An 18,336-nucleotide genomic window follows, 5' to 3' on the forward strand; every position below is an offset into this window, starting at 1 on the left:
CAGAACACTGACTTCAACTAAGGATCCTCTTTTGCGCGTCGCCGCATTCATCGCCGGTTTTTTCTTCTGCTGGGGTGTCGCACTCGACGCCTTCCAGACCATCATCCTTCCCAGGCGTCCGACAGGTCGATTCCGAATCACCCGCATCTTTTTCATCGTCACCTGGGCGCCCTGGGTATTCATGGCTGACCACGCCTCAAACAAAAAAATACGCGACCAGATCTACAGCATCTACGGCCCGCTGTCTCTCCTTTTGCTACTTCTCTGTTGGGCAATTCTTCTCATCTTCGGCTTTGGATTGTTCTACTTTTCAATGCGTTCCCCCTTTGGCGACGTCATAATGAGCCACAGCAACAGTGCGTGGGCAAAGTTCGGTACCGACCTCTACGTCAGTGGAACAACCCTCTTCACTCTGGGCCTCGGCGACGTCGTTCCCCACAGCCCGTTCGCTCGAGCCTTCATCATCTTCGAGTCAGGCGTAGGCCTCGGGTTCGTGGCCCTCGTCATCGGCTATCTTCCCGTTTTGTATCAGGCATTTTCCCGCCGCGAGATCAGCGTAGCCTTACTCGATGCAAGAGCCGGCTCTCCGCCCAACGCCGCCGAACTTATCCGACGCCACTCCTTCACTGGCAGCGAGGACGCCGTCATCGCGCTCCTCGAAGAGTGGGAGCGCTGGTCGGCAGAGATTCTCGAATCGCACATCTCCTACCCCATTCTTTGCTTCTACCGTTCGCAGCACGACACCCAAAGTTGGCTCGCCGCACTTGTCTCAATCCTTGACGCCTGCGCGCTTCTGATCTCGGTCATCGAGGGCACCCACTCACGCCAGGCTCAGCTTACCTTTGTCATGTCCCGTCACGCGCTTACCGACATCAGCGAGGTCTTTGGCCTCATGAAACTAAAACCAAAACAGCATCAAGCCACCCTCGACCGCCTCCCATCCAACGACTTTTACCATCTGTGCGAGGCCCTTGGAGAAAATCAGGTCCGGCTCTGTGGCGACCCCGCCGCTGCCCAACGCCTCAACACACTCCGTGCTCTATACGAACCCCAGGCCTTCGCTCTCTCCGAGTATCTTCGTGTGTCACTCCCCGTCTGGGTAGCGCCACCAAAACTAAACGACCAGTGGAGCATCCTCACGAGAATGCGAACCGACGCAGCGACAGCGGTCAAAGCCACCGGCGATCCCTCTCCCTTCTTCCTCGACGAAGACCACGGCTGAGCTCCCCGTTAACGCAGATTCGGGATGCAAGGGCTAAACCCTGCATCCCGATCTCACTCCAAACCCACTTCCAACAAAAGACGTTCTACTGCCCTCCAGGCCCGGTCGGCGCAGGATTCAGCTTCTGAGCAGCCAGCGTCCCCGCCGCACCTTTGGCATCTTTATCCTTCAGCTGCGCATAAATCTTCTTCGCAAGCTCCGGCTGGCCCTGGGCCTCATACAGCTCAGCAAGCTGCAGTTGTGCCAGCCCAGCGGGCACGGTGGTCGTTGGCTTGGCGGTTAGTTCCTTATAAAGATCCACAGCCTGCGAATCACGTCCGGTCTGCCGATAAAGCTGCGCCAGCGAAATCTTCGCTAGTGCTGCAAGGTCACCATTCCATCCGCTCGCCACCTGCTTCAACGTGCTCTCGGCCGGGCCGTTCTGTCCCTCTTCCATGTAGGTCAGCCCAGCAAAGTAGCGAGCCACACGCCCATCCGGAGTCATCCCGTACTTGTCCGCTACGCCGTTGAACAGATCATTCGCGGCCTTGGCCCGTTCCGTCGCCGACGCATACGTCTTTACCCCCGGAGGTACCTGCTGCCCCGGCGAAGCAAGCGGCGTCTGGTAAGCCTGCATCGCTGCGCCAAACGCAACAGAGGCCTGCTCCGCGCGGCTGTTGTAAATCAGCGCCCCGGCTACCACTACCAGGAGCGCCACAAGCACAATGGCGCTGGTTGCGATCAAGGAACGGCGGTTTTCACTGGCCCACTCCAGCCCATGCTGGGTGGTATCGACGAACTGGTCATGCTTAAGAGCTTGCTTGGTCTGCTGGTCCACTTTGTCTTGTTCTTCCTTTATTGCTCGTCGCGGATTTACCGCTTCAAGAGAACTGGTTGCGCGAAGTCACGGCGCAGAACTTTAAGTCTATCAGCGCGCGCAACCAGATTGTGCTTCAAACTCATCCCAAATCAACGAGCGAAGAAAAATCCTCATGAAATGAAGGAATTGGCGAAAAAGACTTCTAGCCGTCAGTCGCGATAAAATCGCCCTCACTCCCCCAGGGTTGACAGTCCCACCGCCAAGGCGAAGACTTGTACGCGAAGGAATTTGCCCCCCGACTTATGAAGACAGTAACCACCGAAGCAGCCATCGCAGTTCCACCCACCACCAACAAACACCTCATCCGCTGGGTAGAAAAGATGGCAGACCTCTGCCAGCCTGACCGCATCCACTGGATCGACGGATCCCAGGCCGAGTACGACTTCCTCTGCAACCAGCTCGTCCACACCGGAACCTTCACCAAGCTCAACGAAAAGCTCTGGCCCGGCTGCTTCCTCGCCCGCTCCGCCCCCAACGACGTCGCCCGCGTCGAAGACCGCACCTTCATCTGTTCCCTCTCCAAGGACACCGCCGGCCCCACCAACAATTGGGAAGACCCCTTCGTCATGCGCAAAAAGCTCAAGGCCCTCTTCAAAGGAGCCATGCGCGGCCGCACTATGTACGTCCTTCCCTACTCCATGGGCCCCATTGGCTCGCCTATGTCGCAGATCGGCGTCCAGCTCACAGACTCCGCCTACGCCGTCGTCAACATGCGCATCATGGCCCGCATCGGAGCCCCAGTCTTCGCCGAAATCGACAAAGACGAAAAGCGTGTCGTCCCCTGCATGCACACCGTCGGCGTCCCCCTCGCCCCCGGCCAGCAGGACGTCCCGTGGCCCTGCAACGATGAAAAATACATCGTCCACTTCCCCGAAACCCGCGAGATCTGGTCCTACGGCTCCGGCTACGGCGGCAACGCGCTCCTCGGCAAAAAGTGTTTCGCCCTCCGCATCGCCTCCAACATCGCTCGCGACGAAGGCTGGATGGCCGAGCACATGCTCATCGTCGGCGTCGAATCCCCCAAGCGCCCCGATGGCACCACCGAAAAAACCTATGTAGCCGCCGCCTTCCCCAGCGCCTGCGGCAAAACCAACTTCGCCATGATGATCCCACCCGCCGGCTTCGAAGGCTGGAAGGTCTGGACCGTTGGCGACGACATCGCCTGGATCAAGCCCGACGCCAACGGCCAGCTCCGCGCCATCAACCCCGAATACGGCTTCTTCGGTGTAGCCCCCGGCACCAGCGCAAAGACTAACCCCAACGCCATGGCCGCGCTGGCCAAAAACACCATCTTCACCAACGTAGCTCTCACCTCTGAGGGTGGCGTTTGGTGGGAGGGCATGACCGACACCCCACCCGCCGAACTCATCGACTGGCGCGGCAACCGCTGGACACCAGCCATCGCAAAAGAAACCAACCAACCCGCCGCCCACCCCAACGGTCGCTTCACCGCCCCCGCCGCCCAGTGCCCCACCATCGACCCCGACTGGGAGAACCCCAACGGCGTCCCCATCTCCGCCTTCATCTTCGGAGGCCGCCGCCCTACCACCATGCCGCTCGTCTACCAGGCCTTCAACTGGTCCGCGGGCGTCTACATCGGCGCCACCATGGGCTCTGAAACCACCGCAGCCGCCGGAGGCGCCATCGGCAAAGTCCGCCGCGATCCCATGGCCATGCTTCCCTTCTGCGGCTATCACATGGGCGACTACTTCCGTCACTGGCTCAAGATGCAGCGCAACCTCTCCGCTACACCACGCGTCTTCCACGTGAACTGGTTCCGCAAAGCCCCCGACGGCAGCTTCCTCTGGCCCGGCTACAGCGAAAACATGCGCGTCCTCAAGTGGATCGTCGACCGTGTCCGCGGCCGCGCCCAGGGCAAAGAGACTCCCATCGGCTGGACCCCACACTTCGACGACATGAACTGGAAGGGCCTCGACTTCCCCCGCGAAACCTTCGAGACCCTTCAAACCGTAGACCGCGCCCAATGGAAACAAGAGGTCATGGGTCACGAAGAGCTCTTCCTGGCCCTCCACGACCATCTCCCCCCCGAGATGATCTACGAACGCGAACTCCTAATCTGCCGCCTCTAACAACTCAGAGGCGGCAGCTTCCTCACACCAGAGTGACCCGACTCCGACCGCATCACCTTTGCCCATAAGCAGTGAAGACGTAATCTTTCGCCTTCACTGCTGTGTGGCACGCGAACCCGCACTTGGCGTCGCTCCCCTGCGGCGGCTTGTCCCCTAAGTTGCCGAGCCTGAACTTACCGGACGCGGCGTCGAACTCGAACACGCCGTAACCCCATCCGCCGCTATCCGCGAACCTCTTGCTGTCCTTCACCATGAAGTCAACGTCATGCTGGACGCCCGGCACCGTCGGAGCACCAGGCTCACCGGCGTCCACTTTCGCGACCCAATGAACCTTTGCCATCTTGGCACCATCCGGAAACGGCTTGCCGTTACCGGGAATTCCTTCCTTATAGGCATTGATCATCGCAGGATTCCCGAGGATCGCAGCGACCGCACCTCCGTTATGGCTGATGGCGATCACCGGCCAGCCTTCGTATCCTCTGAACTCAGCGAACGCGAGGCCATTCGGCACTTTGAGGGTGTACTTGTCCTGTGCTGAAGTAACGCCCTGTGCCTGCGACGGGACGGTTGTGGAGGCGGACGCAGCCCCAGCGTGCGGAAGGCTGTGGATGTAACGTGCAAGCTTCCAGGTGTCGTTGTCAGAGATGCTCGACTTCCACGCGGGCATCCCTGTCAGGCGAACTCCGTTCTGGATAATCCAAAACAGCTCCGCGTCGCTCCAGTGCTGCACGTGAGCTGAGGTCAGGTCCATCGCGGGCGGGGTCATGTTGCGCCCGAGGTCGCTGTCTCCACGCGCATCCGCACCGTGGCATTGGGCGCAAGACCCAAGAAACACCTCCTGGCCCTGGCTCACGACCTCACCAGTCTCAGGCAGCGGATTATTCATCTTGCCTGCCTCCAAGGGAATCGCAACGTCTTTAGCCGCATCGGCCAAACTCGTCTCCCCTTGAGAAGGTTGCTTGCCCGCTGAGCACCCCTGGAGCAAGGCGCCGAACATTAGACCAATCGCGCCAACCATCAACTTGCGTTTTAGCGCTACGCAGCAGTCACAACCGCGCCGGCCACCCATCCACATCAAACCAGATTCAGGCATCGTGAGTTCTCCTTCATAAGAAAGCTTTCTAGGCCCGATTCCAGCGTGTGCTTCTCGTTGAGCCTTCGATGTCCCAAGAACCAGAACGGAGGCAGCCTATTTTCACCCTGGCGCTCTATTTCAAGAAATCGTCGGCTCAGCATGACAACGCCCCCGTATTTCTCAGTTGTCCGGCTTCTCTAACCGCGATAGACTCGCCTCAAATGCTCTTCCGTAAGTCTGCTCAAACTGCACTCCTGAGCCTTTGTTTGCTCTCTGCCGCCCACGCCGCCGACACCACCGCCCTCATCAACCGGCTCATTCAAGCAGGCCACTCCAGCTGGATCGGAAGTCCAGAACTTCAACCTTGGCATCTCAAACTCGACGTCCAACTCTTTGGCGACAAGGCCCAGCCAACCGAACAAGGCACCATCGAAGAGTGGTGGACCAGCCCGGCTGCCTACCAGATCACCTACACCTTTCCGTCTTACACCGCGTCGCTCATCCACAGCGGCAATGTTTACAGCAGAACGAAGGGTACAGACTTGCCGCCGTTGCTTCTGCACCTTCTGCTTCGTCAGGTTGTAGCCCCGATGGCGCCCGATAAAGAGATATCCCAGTCCACCCCCGTGCTCCGTAACCTTACCGTGGAGAAGATCCCCTTGGAGTGTGTCATGATCGCGCGAAAGATCGACGACAACTCTGAGCCCCCGCTCAGCCTCTTTCCGACCTACTGCTTCGGGCCCGGAACCAACTCGTTGCGGATGATCTATGACTTCGGCTCACAGGCTGTTATTCGCAACACCATGGGAGTTTTTCAAAGACGCGAGGTCGCCTTGGACCTAACCGTTCTCGACAACGGAAAGAAGAAGGCGACAGCTCACCTAAGCACGTTAGAGAGCAACTCCGCCCTTACCCCGCCTGCTATTGATCCGGAGTCCATCGAGAAGCAGGAGCCCGCAACTCCCGTCGCTGGCAACGTGATGGCTGGGCATAAACTCAGCGGGGAGCTTCCTATAGGCCAATACAGGGGGACGGTCGTGATAAACGCGACCATCGGCCGCGACGGGCATGTCCGCTCGGTGTGGCTCACCACGGTATCGAACTCCCAGCTCGCCCTCGCCGCCGTGGCTGCGGTGCGTACCTGGACCTACACACCGTGGCTCCTCAATGGAAAGCCAGTAGAGGTCACTACGCCGATCACCTTCAACTTCGTGGAGACCCCCATGCCTAGATGAGCGCGCATCAAACCTGAAAGGCGCCATTGCGTTGTCGTTGTTTGTATATTTGTTTATCGATCAGCACCGCGGGTGAGCATCAAAAATTTTCCATACCGGCGAAGCATCTGCAAATACGCCATGGCCCAACTTAAAGCGGACCCCAACACCGACCTCAACAAAGTGCTAGTGGAAAGCTACGCCGTGAACGAGAGAATGAATCAACTCATCCTCGAACATCTCGACCCCGCAGCATGGCGCGCTCAACTCTCAGGCAACAAGAGCCGCACCATCGCCGCCATCTTCACCCACGTCCACAACATTCGCCGCAAGTGGCTAAGACTCTCCGCCCCGCACCTCCAGCTCCCCGCCACGCTCAACCGCGCCACAGCCACGCAAAAACAAACCCAGACCGCTCTTCTCGAAAGCGCCGCCCGCTGCTCCGAGATGCTCGCCAGCGCACTGTCGGAAGCACCCAACCGTATCGAAACCTTCCACCGCGACGGATGGGCCAAACCATGGCCCGCAGGTCCCGCCATGCTCGCCTACATGATCACCCACGATGCACACCATCGCGGCCAGGTCAGCATGCTCGCCCACCAGCTCGGATACCCTCTCCCACCCAAAGCCGCCGAGCAAATCTGGGGCTGGGAAAAATTATGGAAGGACTGCGGCTTCACCCACCCGCGCTAAACGTTAGTCACGATTATGTGCGCTGCCTCGTGATCTGGCCTGACGGGATGTCGTCCTCACTAAAATGTCGCTGTCATTGGGCTGTCGTCAATCCTGCGCATGAGCGCAGTCGAATTGGGAAGGATCCCTGTATTTGGCCTGTTACAGGTTCGCCGACGCAGTCTCTCCTCTTCGTCGCTGACAACTTGCCCAAAAAACCGTGTCAAGCCCCCAACGAGCCAAAACCCGCGCCAATCCTGCACAAACGCGTTGCGCATGAGTTTCCCTCCATCCTGTAAACTGGAAGCAGAGAAGAAGCTCCGGGCCAAACCGGGGCTTCTACGGCTTAACCGCAACCACTAACTCCTTTGACTGGACGAATTTAGCTGTAACCCTTTTGTTATGAAGATTTTGCAAGCAGCACCTACACCTAAATAATTCATTCTAAATGACTTATACGCAGGCACCCCGGGGGGCACCCCCCAAGCCGCAGCAAGTCAGAACCGGAATCGAGCACACGAATGTCGAACCAGCACGCAGCACCGTTCAACCCCAACCCGCAGCCCCCCATCCCCGAGCCCACCCACGCGGAGCGTGCCCGCACCCTGCTCCACCTGGCCAGCGTCGCCACCCTCTCCACCGTCTCCCGCAAGCAACCCGGCTTCCCCTTCGGCTCCCTGATGCCCTACGCACTCGACCCCGCCGGGCGCCCCCTGTTTCTCATCAGCACCATGGCCATGCACACCCAGAACCTCAAGGCGGACCCACGCGCCAGTCTCTTCGTCACCCAGCCAGCGCCGGACGGCGACGTCCTCGGAGCAGCCCGCGTCACCCTGGTCGGAAACGTCCACCAGATCGCCGACGAAGAGAAACCAAAGGCACGCGACCTCTACCTCAGCGCCCACCCCAACAGCCATTACTGGGTCGACTTCAACGACTTCGCCTTCTTCCGCCTCGACCCCGTGGACGTCTACTACGTCGGCGGCTTCGGCGTCATGGGCTGGGTCACTGCCCCCGACTACTCCGCGGCCTCTCCTGACCCCCTTGCCGAGGCCGCACAGGGCATTCTGGACCACATGAACGCCGACCACAGCGACGCCCTCGTCCTCCTCACCAGGACCCACGCAAAGCTCGAAGCCGAGTCCGCCACCATGACCTCGGTCGACCGTCTGGGCTTCCACGTTCGCGCCACAACACCCGCAGGAATCAAGGGTGCCCGCATAGCCTTCCCGCGCGAAGCCACCACCCCCAGAGAGACCCGTTCCGTTCTGGTCGAGATGGTCAAACACGCGCGTAACGACGCTGCACTCCCCACAAATGCCTATTGACTACCATCTCCTTTGCCTTTATGTTTAACGAGTGGCAAGACTCCCTTCGGGTTGAGTCAGTCATAACGAAGTCCACCCACTTCGTTGCTTTACTGGAATACCCACGCAACAGCCCCCACCGCGCTGCGTGGGTTTCCTTTTTTAACCCACCTGTCGTCTGTGCGCAGCCTTCTTTGACATCTTCAAGTCCCTGCGCAACACCGTAAACTAAACCCAGCGATGCCTCTCGAATCCCCAAACATTGGCCCAATCGATCACACTGAGGTAAAGTCCAGCGGTTTCACTCCCTTGACGATCCCCTTGTTCCGCGATCGCTGGATCGCCAGCACAATCTCGTCGGTCGGCACATGGATGCAGGACACAGCAGGCACGTGGCTGATGACCTCGCTGACCGCCTCGCCTCTGCTAATCGCGCTGATGCAGACCGCAGCCAGTCTGCCGGTGCTGCTGCTCGGACTGCTGGCCGGAGCAACCGCCGACATCTTCGACCGCCGCAAGCTGCTCATCTTCTGGCAGACCTGGATGCTCGCCTCGGTGGGACTCCTCGCGATCCTAACCTTCATCGGCTACGTGTCGCCGTGGGCTCTGTTGGCGTTCACCTTCCTGCTGAACATCGGCTCGGCGATGAACAATCCAGCATGGCAGGCGATCGTCCCCGAGCTAGTCCCCCGCGAACTGATCCCGGACACCGTGTCTCTCAACGCCGCAAGCAACAACCTCGCACGCGCCGTCGGTCCCGCGCTCGGCGGACTGATGGTTGCAGGCTTTCAGCGAGTGCACACCGGCGCGGGGTCCGTCTTCGCCCTCAACGCACTCTCGTTCGCCGGCGTTATTTGGGTCCTGGTGAACTGGAAACGTATCCCGCTGTTCAAGTCAGCGTTACCGTCCGAGCGCATTGCAGGCTCGATTCGCTCAGGGCTGCGTTACGTGCGATACGCCCCGGACCTTCAGTCCTCGCTGGTGCGGGCATTCACCTACACCTTCTTCATCTCCGCAATTTGGTCGCTGCTCGCAGTCGTCGCAAAGCGTGATCTGAAGCAAGGCCCGCTCGGTTACGGCATCCTGAACGGCTCGCTCGGCCTCGGAGCCGTCGTCGCCGCTACAACGCTCCATCGCATTCGCCAGCGATTCTCCGCAGATCAGATTCTCGCCGCATCGACGCTCTACAACGTAGTTGTGCTGCTGGTGCTAGCATTCGTACGCAGCCCTTCGATCATCATCCCCACGCTGATCCTGTCCGGCGCCGCATGGACCAGCACCATGTCCACGATCAACGTCTCGGTACAGCTTTCCGTTCCCGCATGGGTTCAGGCTCGCGCACTGGGCACCTACATGACAACCTTTCAGGGAGGCATGGCAATCGGCGCTATTCTCTGGGGTTACATTGCAGAACACACGTCAACGCCGATCGCGTTGACTACAGCGGCGTGTGGATTGCTGATCACCTTTCCATTTGCACGCAGATTTCACATCCTGCAAGGTCCGCTCCCTGACCACACACCGTATCAATGGAAGCATCCGGCGCCGCAGCTTGCACTCGACACCGAACCTTCCGACGGCCCCGTCCGCATCTCGATCGAATATCGCGTGCCGCTCGAAAACTACGCGGAGTTCACCTCTGCCATCCATCAGCTCCGAGGTGTTCGACTCCGCGACGGCGCGATCCGTTGGGGCATCTACCGTGACGCAATCGATCCTAAGCACCTTAACGAGACCTTCGTGATGGAGTCGTGGCTGGATTACCTCCGCTCCCGCGAACGTATCACAGCTGCTGACGAGACGATCCGTGCTCGCGTGCGCGCGCTGCACGAGCACGACGAGCCACCGAAGACGACCTACCAGATCTATGCCAGGGAGGTCGCGGATCCAGTACGCGAGCATTCACCGACGTCTGACGGTGCACCTTGAACTCAAAGGCATAACAGTAGAGGAGAGTATGCCCGGAATTTTACCAGGTTGAGCTAGTCGGCTGAGCCCAGGGCAAGGTCGATCAGAGTCTTTTCCTCGATCTCGTGAGCCTTTGCGGAACCAGTTGCGGGCGTTGCACTCGCACTGCGCTTGACGCTGAGTACAGCGCGGTCACCAGCCATACGTCGCAGCAACGGCATCACGTAGGAAAACGCTCCCATGTTGGCCGGCTCTTCCTGAACCCAGATGATCTCCTGCGCGTCTGGATGTTGGTCGAGGGCGGCCTGTAGTTCATCCTCGGGCCAAGGGTACATTTGCTCAAGGAAGATGATGCCAACGCTGAAGTCCTTACGCTTCTCGCGTTCGACGCGAAGATTGTGACCGATCTTTCCGCTGCAGACCAGCAGTCTGCGCGGGTCTTTCACGTCATTGTCCGGTAGCACGTTCTGAAATCGTTCGATGGCAAAATCCGCGAGTGTGGAGGAGGCATCTGGATGGCGGAGCATGCTCTTAGGAGTGAAGACGACGAGCGGCTTACGCCACGGCCGAAGCGCCTGTCTCCGCAGAAGGTGGAAGTATTGCGCGGCGTTCGACGGCTGACAGATCTGGATGTTGTCGTTCGCGGCGAGTTGTAGATAGCGTTCGATGCGTGCGCTGGAGTGCTCGGGGCCTTGGCCCTCGTATCCGTGCGGCAGCAACAAGACAATTCCAGAGAGCAAGCCCCACTTCGCTTCACTGGCCGCGATGAACTGATCGATGATGATCTGCGCGCCGTTCGCGAAGTCGCCGAATTGCGCCTCCCAAAGTACGAGAGTCTCGGGAAAGTCGCGCGAGAAGCCATACTCGAAGCCTAAGACAGCGGCCTCGGAGAGAAGTGAGTTGTACACCTCGAACTTACCCTGCTTCCGACTGAAATGGGCGAGCGGCGTGTAACGAACCTCGGTCTCGGTATCGACCATAACAGCATGGCGTTGATTGAAGGTTCCCCGCTGTGAATCCTGTCCGCTGAGGCGTACCGGAGTGCCTGCTTCCAGCAGTGAAGCGAAAGCTACGAGTTCGGCCATACCGTAGTCGAAGAGTCGCGAGCCAGCGCCCATTTCCTGACGCTGTTCGAACAGCTTCTTCACCTTGGGATGGATATGGAAGTCGTTTGGGTATGAGGTCAGCGAGGTCACAAGCGCATTGATCCGTTCGGCGGAGAGACCTGTTGGCACATCGTCCTGGGGCTCCAGTTCACCCCCTTTGTAGGGATCCCAATAAGCGGGAAGGTAGGCTAGTTGCGGCTTGTGATCGGCCTGCGTTGCCGCCTTCTGATCGTCAAGGAGTTCTTGTTGAATCTTCTGCACCTCGGCGGCGGGATCGACACCGATTTGCTTTGCGTATGACTGGTAGAGTGCGGGACGGTCCTTGATAATCGCATACCGACGAGGCTGGGTGACGGTGGGATCGTCGACTTCGCTGTGTCCATGTTTGCGGTAGCCTACGAGATCGATAACGATGTCAGAGTGGAAGCGCGTTCGATATTCCGCAGCGATTGCAGCGACTCTCACGACGGCATCTGGGTCTTCGGCGTTGACGTGGAAGATGGGAATGGGAAGACGTTTTGCAATGTCCGTGGCGAATCGCGAGGAGTTCGACTCTTCAGGGATTGCGGTGAACCCGAGGAGGTTGTTGACGATGACATGGATGGTCCCGCCGACGTTGTAGCCATGTAGCGTTGCCATGTTCAGGGTCTCGGCGAGAATGCCCTGTCCTGCAAATGCGGCGTCGCCATGAATGATCAATGGCAACACCTGATTGTTCCCGTCTTTTCCGATGCGTTCCTGCTTGGCGCGAGTGCGTCCGAGTACAACAGGATCGACCGCTTCGAGGTGGCTTGGGTTCGAAGCGAGGTGTAGCGAAATAACTTTCCCCTCGGGCGAATGATATTCGCCTGTCGCACCCACGTGATACTTCACGTCGCCACCGCCCATGGTGCTACGTGGATCGACGTCTTCGAACTTGGTGAAGATCTCCGACGGAGAACGACCGATTGTGTTCGTCATCACGTTTAATCGTCCGCGATGGCTCATTGCAATCATTGCCTTCGTAATGCCTGATCCGGCGCTCACTGCGAGAATTCGATCAAGGAATGGAATCAGTGCGGTGATTCCTTCAAGTGAGAATCGCTTAGTGCCTAGGTAGCGCGACTGAATGACCTGTTCGAAGATGTCGGCACGGATAAGCTGGGTAAGGATGAGGGCCTGATCGGGAGTCGGAGGGATCTGTTCGATGCGCTCCTGCAGCCACTGCCGCTGTTCAGGGCTCGGGATATGCATAAACTCTACGGCGATGGTTCCGCAGTAATAACCGCGCGCCTCTTTGGCGACTTCGCCCTCAGGTGCGGGTGTAGGAAATGGCTCGGGGGCAAGGTATTGGCCGAGAGGGTCAAGTGAAGCCTGCAAATATCCCCAACGCCGAAAGATGTCGAAGATTGTTTCGCGTTCGTGTTGTTCCAGTGTGGGTGTTGCTTCAGTCAGGGTCCCTGCCTTTGTAGCCATTGCTTCCTCATTTCAGATCTATTCGCGAGCCATTTTCGCGTACACTTCTATGCTAGACCTTTCGGCGGAAGGGTGCACGTGCCCTGGGGAACTCGATGAGCACGATTGACCATAAAGTTGCACCCCTCACCATCTTGGAAACAAATCAAGCTTCTGGTTCGCGATTCACTCAACGGAGACCGAGGCTCGTCGAGCTTGGGTCTTTACTTTCTGTGCAGACTCGTAAACCCCACCATTTTAGTCAGTTACTAAAAATGCCTACTGTCGCGCGTGCGCTGTTCGACGATATCCTAAGGAGTGCCCCCACCGATTTGCTTTTCGGTGCGCTGCAAGTAGTCGAACAGTTCTCCTTGAGTTGCCGTCCATCCCAAGTTGATGCGCTAAAGCTATTTGCTCTTCCGAAACATCGACACCGCTGACCGAAGTAAAACCGTTCAGACGCGGAACATGTACGAAGCTCCGCGTCCGCAGCCGAGATCAAGAATCGGCGCACCTTTGTCGAGCGCAAAATGGCGATGAATGACCGGCTCTATGTAAACGCATTCGGTCCGCGAACATCGTTTGTTCTTGGAAGGGATCGACCCTTTGCCTGCCCGCTCGTGACATACGAGAAGTACAGGCGACTTCGCCACGAATGTGGTCAATTACGAAGACCTCTGGGCTTGACGTTTCGCGAACCTTATCACGATCAGACACTTAAGTGAGTTGCGCTGCACCGAGTTGCGATTCACAACTATAGTTTAAAACATGGAATTTGTATTTCACAAGGCTTTGGTTTTGGCCTGCGCATTCAGTTGGATGAGTTTGTCGACGGGGTTCGGTCTTGCTTCCGTCGACCAAGCTCCCTCCGCTGCGCACGAATCGATTAGGACGCGTGCAAAGAGTGCAACTCCCACCGACGTGACGATTCCCGATACAGCGAAAATCGACAACCGTCCACTACCTGATATCGAGGGGTTAATGCACGCAGTGGAGACGAACCAGAGAGCAGCGGAGACAATCGAGAAGGACTATTTATACCGATCGACGTGGACGCTGAAAGAACTCGATGGGCACGGAGCGGTCAAGAAGACTGAGACAGAAGAATATGACGTCTTCTGGGTAGAAGGAGTTCCCGTTCATCGTTTGATGAAGAAGAACGGAAAAGATCTGAGCGCGGACGATCAAAAGAAGGAAAACGAGCGGATAGATAAAGAGATACTCAAGGTCAAGGAGAAACGCAGGAAAGCGGACGAGAAGGGAAAAGAGACTGGACCGCATGGCGAGGAGGAAGTTACCGTCTCGCGACTATTGGAGTTAGGCAGATTCACAAATGCGCGACGCGTGCAATGGAATGGGAGAGACACGATCGCCGTTGACTTCGCGGGCGATCCAAATGCAAAAACCAAAACCCGGTTCGAAGAGGTCATTCGAGATATGGTCGGCACAGCGTGGGTCGACGAACAGGACCAGACGCTTGTAAAGGCCCAGGGACATTTTCTAAATAGCTTCAAAATCGGCGGCGGCCTGGTGGCGAACATCCAAAAGGGGACCAGTTTCTCCATGGAGCAGCGCAAGGTCAACAACGAAGTCTGGCTGCCAGCGATGGTTGAGGGGCAAGGGGAAGCCAGAACACTTCTGTTCTTCAATTTGCATGGGAGCGTGCATGGGGTAGAGTCGGACTATCGAAAGTTCAAAGCGACTTCGACCATTGTGCCGGTAGAAAGCACAGTCCCACCGAGTCCGCCAACAAAATGACATCCTCGTCAATGCCGGCCGAGCGACGGCTTCAGAAACGCGCAAAGGGATAGCAACCGCCATCCCTTTCGCAAAACTTGGTTATTGCTGTAGCCGTAGTGCTAAAGACTAGAGAGGCTGAACGTCAGACGCCTGCCAACCCTTGGGTCCCTTTACCACGTTGAACTGTACAGCCTGGCCCTCTTGAAGGCTCTTGAAACCGTTCGAATTGATCGCCGAGTAGTGTACGAATACATCCTCGCCGTTCTGACGGCTGATAAAGCCAAACCCCTTGGCATCGTTAAACCACTTAACTGTTCCTTGTTCCATGTTCGCTATTTCCTTATTGCTATTGAATTTGCCGCCAGATCCAAATCGGGGTTCGTACAGTACGAGCTTTGCAGAAATCCAATCTGTTTCAAACGATGTGTGAAGGTTAGCACACTTGGCATTTTTTTTTTACTTAATCTCCTAAATAGTTACAGTCGCACTATTTATGGTGCAACAAATGTGAATATCCGCGCAGAAACTAGGAATTCAAGCTCAGTTGGATTCGACAAACGTACTCCGAGGATGTTAGATATCACGCAGGTTCATGCTTTAGATGTGAGCGGACGATCTTTTCGGCCTGTAGAAGGACCTCGTCGAGAGTCATCGCGGTAGAGTCGAGGATAACTGCGTCGGCGGCAGGTCTAAGGGGTGACTCGGCCCGGTTGCGATCGCGATAGTCGCGATCTTTCAGCTCGCGCAGAATGACTTCTTCGTCGAGTCGCTGCTGTTCTGCGGTCACTGGATCTGATGTTTGGCGCGCCGAATTCTGCTCCCGAGTCGCTTCGAGAGCAGGCGAGCGCGGAGCAGCTTGGCGGTATCGGCGGCTACCGCGAACCTCGGGAGCAGCGTCGAGGAAGATCTTGACCTCGGCGTCCGGGAAGACGGCGGTGCCGATGTCGCGGCCCTCCATAACGACTCCGCCGGCCTCACCCAGAGTGCGCTGCTCCTGGACCATCCAAGCGCGAAGGTGCGGATGGACGGATACCTTGGAGGCGGCGGAGGTGACGTCCGTCTCGCGGATGCGGCGGGAGACGTCCATGCCGTCCAGCAGGACCCGATTACCGTCTAGTTGAGGCTCGAGGGTAATGCGGGTTTGGGCGGCAAGAGCCATCAGGGGAGCTTCTTCATCAAAATCGTAGTCGTTCTCGATCGCTTTTAGGGCAAGAGCACGGTACATGGCTCCTGTCTCGAGATTAAGGAAACCGAAGCGACGGGCCAGGTGAGCAGCAAGGGTGCTCTTGCCGGCACCGGCAGGCCCGTCGATGGCAATGATGGGGCGCTCGCGTTTTTTTGTTTCAGGCTGTGATGTAGCGGCAGAGTCTTGGTGCGGCTGGGTCATCCGGCCTATTCCCCTTCCTCACGTTTGAACTTACGTGCGGGAGGTCGATTGCCGAAGGGCTTCTTATTACCCTTGAACTTGTCGAAAGTGCTAGCGGGTTTTCCAGTCGTTGCCGTAGATTTTCCATAGGCTTTTTTGCCAGCGAAACTGCCACCTGTTGATTTTCCAACATAGCCTCCGCCGGGTTTACCGAAGGGCTTTTTGGCACCCAATCCCCCACCGGATTTACCTGCATAACCGCCACTCGGCCTCGGCGAGGAATCGCCAGAGTTTTCGCGACGCGCCGACCGGTCGGACGGGGAGGAACGAGGACTGCGCGGAGCGTCGAACTTTCGGTATGGTGGTCCACTGGGACGGCTTGCTGCACTTTCGCTTCGGCCCCCACTATCCTTACGGTCGCGGGAGGGACTGGGCTTGCCGCCAAAGCGAGAAGGTCCTGCCGCTTCGTCGCGACGGACAAAGGATTTCCGTGGCGCGAAGCCGTTGGTGCGGTCGCCACCGTCGATACTTCGCTGTGGGCGGGAGGAGAAGCTGGCCGCCTTACGTGGGCTGCCGAAGCCAGGCTTGGCTGATCTGTCTCCAAAGGTACGTCGTGCAGGACGGCTGTCGGGGGACTCGCCGACCGGCCGAGGCGTGACCTCGCGGCGAGGAGGACGCCTCTCGCTGTTATCGCGGCCAAAGCTGGGTTTGCCGGCGAAGCCTTCACGATCGCGGCCTGAGGTACTTGATTTGGAGAACGTTCTACGAGGACGGTCGTTGCCCTCAACCGGGGCATCGCTGTAAGGTCGCTGGGTGAATTCGCGGCGAGGCGGACGGCTCTCACTGGAGCCTTCGCTGCGGCGGAAGGTCGGCCGATCGTGACCGAAGGAGGGTTTGTCCTTGCCGAAAGATGGACGATTGCCGGCGAAGCGAGGTTTGTCCCCGAATGTTGGCTTTGAACCGAACGCCGGCTTGGAGCCAAAAGAAGGTCGTTTCCCTGCTCTGTCGAAACTGGTTTTGCGTTCGGCGACGCGAGGCTGTGTTCTTGCGGTATCGCCGCCATCTTCTGAAAGCCGCGAGGACGATTTGGCCTCAAATTGATTGGCCTTCTCTTCCTCCCAAGGCTTGGTGAAGCTTGGCCGCTCAGGGCGATTCGATTCGCGGGTAAAGGGGCGGCGCTCGCGTGCTGTAGCGGCTCCAGGGTCGCGACTCGGTTTGCTTATAAATCCCGTGCCGACTTTGCGAGGTTTGGGGATGAATTTGGTGATGCGACCAGACGTCTCGCCGGTTTCGCTACTCTCGCCTTCGATCGCGACGACAGAGTCGATATCAGTGGTGGAAGGGACAGCAACTGCGAGGAATACAGGAAGCTCGCCGGTGACATGAAGGACCGTGCGGCCTTCTACGGCGATGGTTTCGAGCTGGCGCGCAGAGATAAGCGCATGGATGACATCGCGGATACGCGAACGAGCGGCGACCGGGGAAAGGAAGGTTTCTATGTCTTCTTCAGACGCTACGATAGCCTGACCGAGGTACAGCGAGATGAGGGCTGAGAGTGCCGTAGGTTGTCCGGTGTTGGCTCCCGCTTTGATCTGCTTGGTGAAACGAGTAGTGGTGAGCTCCCACAGGGTGGAGGCACCATCAAGTTGCGGAACTGGAATAACTCGGAGGTGCTGCCAGAGCTCAGTCAGTGAGCGGAGCACCGCTGTCTCGGTGACCTCCTTACCGAGCTGCGTCGTGAGGTCATAGGAGCTCATACCGGTGGCGTGGTCTTTGGCGCGCTCGGCTAGGAGATTGTATGTGTTCAAGGCGAGCGGGGAGACTTTGCTGGCTCCGCTTGTTGTCGGCGGCTGCTTCCAGGCCTTGTCGCCGCGGAGCGTGAAGATATAGGGAAAAGCAAGCGGGGATACGATGAAGTCCGGGATCTCACTGCCGGTGCCGGTGGGCGAGCCGAGAAGATTTAGAGGAATCGCGCCGCCATCGAGAATGAGCCGAGAGAGGAGGCTTCGGGACTGTTCAGTATCCGCCAGGGTCGGGGCAGCATTGGGAGTACCTAGGGTCGCTTCAACGAAGGATGGAGCAGGGGCGGAAAGCTGCGCTGCGCGAGGTGTAAAGAAGACCAACCCTGAAGTGTTGAGCCAATCGCGGAGCATGTTGATTGTAAGAATGGGATCGGCGTTGTGATGCCAATGCACGAGGCGAGCGGCGGCGAGCTGGTCAGCCGTGGGGGTGCTTAGGTTGCTCAAGGTGTTGCCTTCCTGCTGCGCCGAGCGATGCTCGTACGACAACATATCCTTAGCCTGGGCTAAAAGGATGACACTAATGTTCGGATTCAAGCGACGA

General features: G+C 58.1%; 13 protein-coding genes. 7 read left to right on the plus strand and 6 right to left on the minus strand.

Annotated features, from left to right (window positions below):
• Positions 1 to 31 precede the first annotated feature (31 nt).
• A complete protein-coding gene (locus RBB77_RS19280) occupies positions 32 to 1,222 on the plus strand; it encodes a potassium channel family protein (RefSeq protein ID WP_353063350.1) in 1,191 nt (396 codons plus the stop codon).
• Between the two features lie 85 nt (positions 1,223 to 1,307).
• Here the strand turns inward: RBB77_RS19280 and RBB77_RS19285 are convergent, their stop codons facing one another.
• A complete protein-coding gene (locus RBB77_RS19285) occupies positions 1,308 to 2,039 on the minus strand; it encodes a tetratricopeptide repeat protein (protein WP_353063351.1) in 732 nt (243 codons plus the stop codon).
• Positions 2,040 to 2,323: 284 nt separating this feature from the next.
• On the opposite strand from RBB77_RS19285, the gene RBB77_RS19290 reads away from it, so the two are divergent.
• A complete protein-coding gene (locus RBB77_RS19290) occupies positions 2,324 to 4,171 on the plus strand; it encodes a phosphoenolpyruvate carboxykinase (GTP) (protein ID WP_353063352.1) in 1,848 nt (615 codons plus the stop codon).
• Positions 4,172 to 4,223: 52 nt separating this feature from the next.
• Here RBB77_RS19290 and RBB77_RS19295 read toward each other — a convergent pair whose 3' ends face one another.
• Positions 4,224 to 5,264, minus strand: a complete 1,041-nt coding sequence (locus tag RBB77_RS19295) for a cytochrome P460 family protein (protein ID WP_353063353.1) — start codon at positions 5,262 to 5,264, stop codon at positions 4,224 to 4,226.
• Positions 5,265 to 5,332: 68 nt separating this feature from the next.
• Here RBB77_RS19295 and RBB77_RS19300 point away from each other — a divergent pair, with 68 nt between their 5' ends.
• The 4 genes from RBB77_RS19300 (at position 5,333) to RBB77_RS19315 (ending at position 10,368) form a co-directional block, all read left to right on the plus strand.
• The gene (locus tag RBB77_RS19300) at positions 5,333 to 6,481 is read left to right on the plus strand and encodes an energy transducer TonB (RefSeq protein WP_353063354.1); all 1,149 of its coding nucleotides are present in this window, start codon (positions 5,333 to 5,335) and stop codon (positions 6,479 to 6,481) included.
• 120 nt (positions 6,482 to 6,601) lie between these two features.
• Complete coding sequence (locus RBB77_RS19305; protein WP_353063355.1) at positions 6,602 to 7,153, plus strand: DinB family protein; 552 nt, start codon at positions 6,602 to 6,604, stop codon at positions 7,151 to 7,153.
• Positions 7,154 to 7,653: 500 nt separating this feature from the next.
• On the plus strand, positions 7,654 to 8,460 hold the full coding sequence (locus RBB77_RS19310) for a HugZ family protein (protein WP_353063356.1): 807 nt from the start codon (positions 7,654 to 7,656) through the stop codon (positions 8,458 to 8,460).
• Positions 8,461 to 8,679: 219 nt separating this feature from the next.
• Entirely contained in the window at positions 8,680 to 10,368 is a 1,689-nt protein-coding gene (locus tag RBB77_RS19315; RefSeq protein WP_353063357.1) for an MFS transporter, read from the plus strand.
• A gap of 53 nt (positions 10,369 to 10,421) precedes the next feature.
• Here RBB77_RS19315 and RBB77_RS19320 read toward each other — a convergent pair whose 3' ends face one another.
• Positions 10,422 to 12,908 (minus strand): 2-oxoglutarate dehydrogenase E1 component, encoded by a 2,487-nt coding sequence (locus tag RBB77_RS19320; protein ID WP_353063358.1) that lies wholly within the window; start codon positions 12,906 to 12,908, stop codon positions 10,422 to 10,424.
• Positions 12,909 to 13,655: 747 nt separating this feature from the next.
• On the opposite strand from RBB77_RS19320, the gene RBB77_RS19325 reads away from it, so the two are divergent.
• The gene (locus tag RBB77_RS19325) at positions 13,656 to 14,645 is read left to right on the plus strand and encodes a hypothetical protein (RefSeq protein WP_353063359.1); all 990 of its coding nucleotides are present in this window, start codon (positions 13,656 to 13,658) and stop codon (positions 14,643 to 14,645) included.
• A 108-nt stretch (positions 14,646 to 14,753) separates the two neighbouring features.
• Here the strand turns inward: RBB77_RS19325 and RBB77_RS19330 are convergent, their stop codons facing one another.
• The 3 genes from RBB77_RS19330 to RBB77_RS19340 form a co-directional block, all read right to left on the minus strand.
• A complete protein-coding gene (locus tag RBB77_RS19330) occupies positions 14,754 to 14,954 on the minus strand; it encodes a cold-shock protein (RefSeq protein ID WP_013581125.1) in 201 nt (66 codons plus the stop codon).
• Positions 14,955 to 15,207: 253 nt separating this feature from the next.
• Complete coding sequence (gene cmk / locus RBB77_RS19335; protein WP_353063360.1) at positions 15,208 to 16,014, minus strand: (d)CMP kinase; 807 nt, start codon at positions 16,012 to 16,014, stop codon at positions 15,208 to 15,210.
• Between the two features lie 5 nt (positions 16,015 to 16,019).
• The gene (locus RBB77_RS19340; RefSeq protein WP_353063361.1) at positions 16,020 to 18,329 is read right to left on the minus strand and encodes a hypothetical protein; all 2,310 of its coding nucleotides are present in this window, start codon (positions 18,327 to 18,329) and stop codon (positions 16,020 to 16,022) included.
• Positions 18,330 to 18,336 lie beyond the last annotated feature (7 nt).

This window comes from Tunturibacter psychrotolerans (assembly GCF_040359615.1).
Classification (GTDB): domain Bacteria; phylum Acidobacteriota; class Terriglobia; order Terriglobales; family Acidobacteriaceae; genus Edaphobacter; species Edaphobacter psychrotolerans.